Source organism: Grimontia sp. AD028 (assembly GCF_000973155.1).
Classification (GTDB): domain Bacteria; phylum Pseudomonadota; class Gammaproteobacteria; order Enterobacterales; family Vibrionaceae; genus Enterovibrio; species Enterovibrio indicus.
In genome coordinates, this window is the sequence record NZ_LASY01000013.1 from 1 (window position 1) to 6,686 (window position 6,686).

Here is a 6,686-nt window from a genome sequence, read left to right on the forward strand (position 1 = left end):
TCTCCCCATGTGAGAGTAGGGCATCGCCAGGCTTGAATTTCATCTAAATGAAGCAGTTATTGTAAGACTTCAGGCGGATAAGAATTGCTGATATAGCTCAGTTGGTAGAGCGCACCCTTGGTAAGGGTGAGGTCCCCAGTTCAAATCTGGGTATCAGCACCAGAATTTAAAATTTGTCTGGCGACCATAGCGCGATGGCACCACCTGATCCCATGCCGAACTCAGTAGTGAAACGTTGCAGCGCCGATGGTAGTGTGGGGTCTCCCCATGTGAGAGTAGGACATTGCCAGATGCCTCTTCAAACCCGTAGCGGAAACGCTGCGGGTTTTTTCATATCTGCCCTCTGATCAATCTCACAAATGTACTTGAACCCCTAAAGGGGATGTTATAGGGTTAATGGAATTCTAGACGTCTATACATCTTAACGAGGGAGTGATTTAAGATGCCGATTAAAATTCCTGATCAGTTACCGGCGGCCAGTACCCTGCGTCAGGAAAACATCTTCGTGATGTCGGAGACCCGCGCAGAAAGTCAGAACATCCGTCCTCTGAAAGTACTACTTCTCAATCTGATGCCTAAGAAGATTGAAACAGAAACGCAGTTTATGCGTTTGCTTTCCAATAGCCCCCTTCAGGTTGATGTTGAACTGCTGCGTATTGATGACAGACCGAGTAAGAACACTCCTACCGAGCACTTGGATACTTTCTACAGGCAGTTTCAAGGTATCCGTGAGCGCAATTTCGATGGATTGATCGTGACAGGCGCACCCTTGGGTCTGGTTCAGTTTGAAGACGTGATTTACTGGGAACATTTGCAGGACATCATGAGCTGGGCGAAAGACCACGTGACGTCGACGCTTTATGTGTGCTGGGCGGCGCAAGCGGGTCTGAAGCTGCTTTATGATTTGCCTAAGAAAACACGTAAGGAAAAGCTATCCGGCGTGTACTGGCATAAAACACATAAAGAGCACAGTAAAAACCCTATACTTCGTGGTTTTGATGACTCGTTCCTTGCACCACATTCCCGCTATGCGGACTTCTCTCCTGAGTTCTTGGCTGAGCATACCGATCTCGATATCCTCGCAACCTCCGCAACTGCCGGTACTTACCTAGCGGCAACCAAAGATAAACGAAATGTGTTTGTCACCGGGCACCCAGAGTATGACTCCCATACGCTGCATAACGAGTATGTGCGTGACGTAGGTGAAGGTATGGAACCTGCAGTACCATCTAATTACTATCCAGATGACGATCCAACACAAGAACCCTATGTAAGCTGGCGAAGCCATGGGCACATGCTTTTTGCAAACTGGCTTAACTACTGTGTTTACCAGCAAACGCCTTACGACCTCGATCATTTCTCAGAGTCAGCGTTTACCAAAGACGACGATGATGAGTAATAAAAAAGCCTGCGATTGCAGGCTTTTTTGGTTTTTGAGGTTTAGTCCTGAGTGACTTCTGTTCTTGGTTCGGTATTTTGATAACTGCTAGGTTTGATCTCCATATCCCGCTCAGCAACTTTGGATTTCTCAATCATCTTGGTGATGGTTGAGCCCTGAACCAGAATAGAGAAGACCACAACGGCATAAGTCATCACCAGAATGATTTCCCTTACATCAATATTCTTTTCTGGCAGCACCATATAACCGGCAGGAACAGCCATCGCCATTGCTATCGCAAGGCCTCCACGCAATCCTCCCCAGGTTAGAATTCTCACTGAGTAAGGGTTGTAGTCCCGGTAACGGTTAAAACCAACATAGCAAAGACGGACGCTGAGATAGCGCGATACCAGCACCAGCGGCACAGCGAATGCCATGATGATCCAGTCTTCCTTATGGAAGCTGAATGTCAGCATGCTTAGACCGATTAGCAGGAAGAGCACACCATTGAGGAATTCATCGACTAACTCCCAGAAATGGTCCAAGTGATCTTCACTTTCCTTTGAGAAGCCGATGTAGCGCGTCCAGTTACCAATCATGATACCAGCCACGACCATAGCGAGCGGCCCAGAAACGCCAATCAGGCTGGCAAACACATAGCCTGCTGTTGGTATGCCTAAGGTCAGTAATAACTCCATTGAGTGGTCATCGGTATGACAAATCAGGTAATGGAACAACAAGCCAAGTAAGAAGCCATACACGATGCCGCCAATCGCTTCATGCAGGAAGAGCTCAACGACGCCCATTACGGTTGGAGCTTCAGTGCCGAATGCGACAGTGAACAGGGTGATAAAAATCACCAGACCAAAACCATCATTGAAAAGGGACTCGCCCTCAATCTGCGTCGAGATACGCTTTGGCGCATTGAGCTTTTTAACGATGGCAAGAACAGCGATGGGGTCTGTGGGAGAAATCAGGGCACCAAACAGCAGGCAGTAGATAAAATCGAACGGAATGCCGATGAGCTGGAAGAAGAGCCAGGCGACACCACCGATAAAGAAGGTGGAAACCAACGTCGCTCCAAGTGCCAGCACCGTAATTTCCCATTTCTGATCTTTTAGGTTGGGTAGCTTTACTCCCAGGCCGCCAGCGAAAAGTAAGAAACCCAACACGCCCTTCAACAGGAAATCATCGAAGTGAATTTCATTGAGGGTCTCGGCAGCAAGGTCTTTTAAATCAAACCAATTGTTGTGTCCCGAGATAACGATCCCAAGTGAGAGGATAAGGGCACCGGCAGTGATAGCGATGGTTGTCTGCATTTGGCCAATTTTGCTGTTGATAAAAGCAATCAGCATGGCTGCCGCAGCGAGAAAGCAGAGTGTTGTGTAGACGGTCATTGATGACCCCGTGTAGGCTGAGATTATGATTCGGAAAGTTGTAACGAAATATAAATCCAAGCGGCGCAGAAAACTACAACAATTGTGTGTCAGCAGAGAGGTTAACGTTTGGCTGAGTTTAATTAGACGTCTAGATTTCCATTTGGTCTGTGATACTATGCGAATAGCGAGCAATATAAGAAGGATCTGCGGTTGTGAGTAGTAAGGAAACACTGGAAAAACTGTTAGCGGAACGCATTCTGATCATCGATGGTGGCATGGGCACCATGATTCAGGGCTATAAGCTTGAAGAAGATGACTACCGCGGTGAACGTTTTGCCGATTGGCACTGCGACCTGAAGGGCAACAACGACCTTTTAGTGTTGACGCAACCCCAGATGATTAAAGACATCCACGCCGAATATCTTGAAGCTGGCGCGGATATCCTGGAAACCAATACCTTTAACGCGACCACCATCGCCATGGCTGACTATGAGATGGAAAGCCTGAGTGAGGAGATTAACTTTGCGGCAGCCAAGTTGGCGCGTGAAGTCGCTGATGAGTGGACAGCGAAAAATCCCGATAAGCCTCGCTTTGTCGCTGGCGTTTTGGGTCCAACTAACCGCACCTGTTCGATTTCTCCTGACGTTAACGATCCCGGTTACCGTAATGTCAGCTTTGATGAGCTGGTAACGGCGTACTCTGAGTCTACCCGCGCGCTTATCAATGGCGGCGCTGATCTTATTCTGATTGAAACCATCTTTGACACTCTGAACGCCAAAGCCTGTGCTTTTGCGGTTGAGACCGTTTTCGAAGAAATGGGCACCCAACTGCCAGTGATGATTTCCGGCACGATCACTGACGCATCAGGCCGTACCTTGTCAGGCCAAACGACAGAGGCTTTCTATAACTCTCTACGTCACGTCAAACCGATTTCCTTTGGTCTGAACTGTGCATTGGGCCCTGATGAACTGCGCCCTTACGTGGAAGAACTGTCACGCATCTCTGAAACCTTTGTTTCTGCGCACCCTAATGCCGGCCTTCCGAATGCCTTCGGTGAATATGACTTGTCTCCGGAGGACATGGCTGCTCATGTGAAAGAGTGGGCGGAAAGTGGCTTCCTGAACATGATTGGTGGCTGTTGTGGTACCACACCAGAGCACATCCGCCACATGTATGAGGCGACCAAGACAGTCAAGCCCCGTGCATTACCAGATCTTCAGGTAGCGTGTCGCCTGTCAGGCCTCGAACCACTGACGATTGAAAAAGAAACCCTGTTCATCAACGTTGGTGAGCGTACCAACGTGACAGGTTCTGCGCGCTTCAAGCGTTTGATCAAAGAAGAGCAGTACGATGAAGCGTTGGAAGTGGCACGCCAGCAGGTAGAAAACGGCGCCCAGATCATCGATATCAACATGGATGAAGGCATGTTGGATGCGGAAGCCTGTATGGTGCGCTTCCTGAATCTCTGTGCCTCCGAGCCTGAGATCTCCAAAGTGCCGATCATGGTCGACTCTTCCAAGTGGAAAGTGATTGAAGCTGGCCTGAAGTGTATTCAGGGTAAGGGCATCGTTAACTCCATCTCGCTCAAAGAAGGTAAAGAGAAATTCGTTGAGCAGGCGAAGCTGATTCGTCGCTATGGTGCGGCCGTTATTGTTATGGCCTTCGATGAAGTCGGTCAGGCAGAGACCCGTGAGCGCAAACTCGAAATCTGTACCAATGCCTACCGCATTCTGGTGGACGAAGTTGGCTTCCCGCCAGAAGACATCATCTTTGACCCGAACATCTTTGCTGTCGCAACCGGTATTGAAGAACACAACAACTATGCCGTCGACTTTATCGATGCGGTTGCAGACATCAAACGCGATCTGCCGTATGCGATGATTTCAGGCGGTGTGTCGAACGTCTCCTTCTCGTTCCGTGGCAACAACTACGTGCGCGAAGCTATTCACGCTGTGTTCCTTTATCACTGTTTCAAGAACGGCATGGACATGGGCATCGTGAATGCCGGTCAGCTTGAGATCTACGACAACGTTCCCGAGAAACTGCGTGAAGCGGTGGAAGACGTGGTACTGAACCGTCGTGACGACAGTACAGAGCGCCTTCTTGATATCGCAGCGGAATACGCGAATAAAGGTGTCGGCAAAGAAGAAGATGCTTCTGCGCTGGAGTGGCGAACCTGGGCGGTAGAGAAACGTCTTGAGCATGCCCTGGTGAAAGGTATTACCGAGTTCATCGTTGAGGACACAGAAGAAGCCCGCGTTAATGCATCTAAGCCGCTCGAAGTGATTGAAGGGCCACTGATGGACGGCATGAACGTCGTCGGCGATCTCTTTGGTGAAGGTAAAATGTTCCTGCCTCAGGTCGTGAAATCAGCCCGCGTAATGAAACAGGCGGTGGCGCACCTTGAGCCTTTTATCAATGCTGAAAAACAGGCAGGCTCCACCAACGGTAAAATTCTGCTGGCAACGGTAAAAGGTGATGTTCACGATATCGGTAAAAACATCGTTGGTGTTGTACTGCAATGTAATAACTACGAAATCATCGACCTCGGTGTGATGGTGCCTTGCGAGAAAATTCTCAAAGTCGCCAAAGAAGAGAACGTTGATATCATTGGTCTGTCCGGTCTTATCACGCCATCGCTCGATGAAATGGTTCATGTCGCGAAAGAGATGGAGCGCTTAGGCTTCGACCTGCCGCTACTGATTGGCGGTGCAACGACCTCCAAAGCCCATACGGCGGTGAAGATTGAGCAAAACTACAATCAACCAGTGGTGTATGTAAATAACGCATCACGCGCGGTGGGTGTGTGTTCGTCGCTATTGTCTGAGAAACTCAAGCCTGCGTTTGTTGAGAAGCTTCAAGCGGATTACGAAGTGGTGCGTGAGCAGCACGCACGTAAGCGCCCACGTACCAAGCCAGTGACGCTTGAAAAGGCACGTGAGAACAAAGTTGCTATCGACTGGGAAAGCTATACACCACCAGCGCCAGCGAAACCGGGTGTTCATGTTTTTGAAGACTTTGATGTGGCGACTCTTCGTAACTACATCGACTGGACGCCATTCTTTATGACCTGGTCATTGGTGGGCAAGTACCCGACGATTCTTGAGCACGAAGAAGTAGGGGAAGAAGCGAAGCGCTTGTTCAAAGATGCTAACGATCTACTGGATCGCGTTGAACGCGAAGGCCTGATGAAAGCCAGTGGTATGTGCGCCTTATTCCCGGCAGCAAGTGTGGGTGATGACATTGAAGTCTATACCGATGAATCGCGTACCGAGGTTGCGAAAGTGCTGCACAACCTTCGTCAGCAAACGGAGAAACCAAAAGGCTTCAACTACTGTCTGTCCGATTACGTTGCGCCAAAAGAGAGCGGTAAGAAAGATTGGATTGGTGCGTTTGCAGTAACAGGCGGTATTGGTGAACGTGAACTTGCGGACGAATATAAAGCTCAGGGCGATGACTATAACGCCATCATGATTCAGGCGGTGGCAGACCGTTTGGCTGAAGCGTTTGCGGAATACCTGCATGCACATGTCCGTAAGGAAATTTGGGGTTACGCTGCGGATGAGAACCTATCGAACGATGACCTGATCCGTGAGAAATACCAGGGTATCCGTCCTGCTCCGGGTTATCCTGCCTGTCCTGAACACACGGAGAAAGGCACCTTGTGGGAGCTTCTCAATGTGGAAGAGACCATCGGTATGTCGCTGACCACCAGTTACGCCATGTGGCCGGGCGCATCGGTATCTGGCTGGTATTTCTCGCACCCTGATTCACGCTACTTTGCTGTGGCGCAGATCCAGGAAGATCAGCGTGACAGCTATGCCGATCGCAAGGGCTGGGATTTGATCGAAGCAGAGAAGTGGTTGGGGCCAAACCTCAACGGTTAATCTCTAATACCAATCACAGTAGGTAGGTGATCAGAAATAGCG

3 protein-coding genes, 1 tRNA gene and 1 rRNA gene are annotated in these 6,686 nt (G+C 49.5%); 4 read left to right on the forward strand and 1 reads right to left on the reverse strand.

Features of this window, described 5'->3' with window-relative positions; genetic code table 11:
• Positions 1-86 precede the first annotated feature (86 nt).
• From RN22_RS03060 to metA, 3 genes are all read left to right on the forward strand, one after another.
• Positions 87-162 (forward strand) — tRNA-Thr (locus RN22_RS03060).
• 14 nt (positions 163-176) lie between these two features.
• Positions 177-292 (forward strand): 5S ribosomal RNA (gene rrf, locus RN22_RS03065).
• Positions 293-442: 150 nt separating this feature from the next.
• The gene (metA, locus tag RN22_RS03070; protein ID WP_046303035.1) at positions 443-1,399 is read left to right on the forward strand and encodes a homoserine O-succinyltransferase; all 957 of its coding nucleotides are present in this window, start codon (positions 443-445) and stop codon (positions 1,397-1,399) included.
• A 41-nt stretch (positions 1,400-1,440) separates the two neighbouring features.
• On the opposite strand, the gene RN22_RS03075 is transcribed toward metA, so the two are convergent.
• Positions 1,441-2,775 carry a sodium:proton antiporter gene (locus tag RN22_RS03075; protein WP_002541279.1) on the reverse strand — a complete coding sequence of 445 codons (1,335 nt, stop codon included), beginning with the start codon at positions 2,773-2,775 and terminating at the stop codon, positions 1,441-1,443.
• Between the two features lie 194 nt (positions 2,776-2,969).
• Here RN22_RS03075 and metH point away from each other — a divergent pair, with 194 nt between their 5' ends.
• Positions 2,970-6,644 (forward strand): methionine synthase, encoded by a 3,675-nt coding sequence (gene metH / locus RN22_RS03080; RefSeq protein WP_046303036.1) that lies wholly within the window; start codon positions 2,970-2,972, stop codon positions 6,642-6,644.
• Positions 6,645-6,686 lie beyond the last annotated feature (42 nt).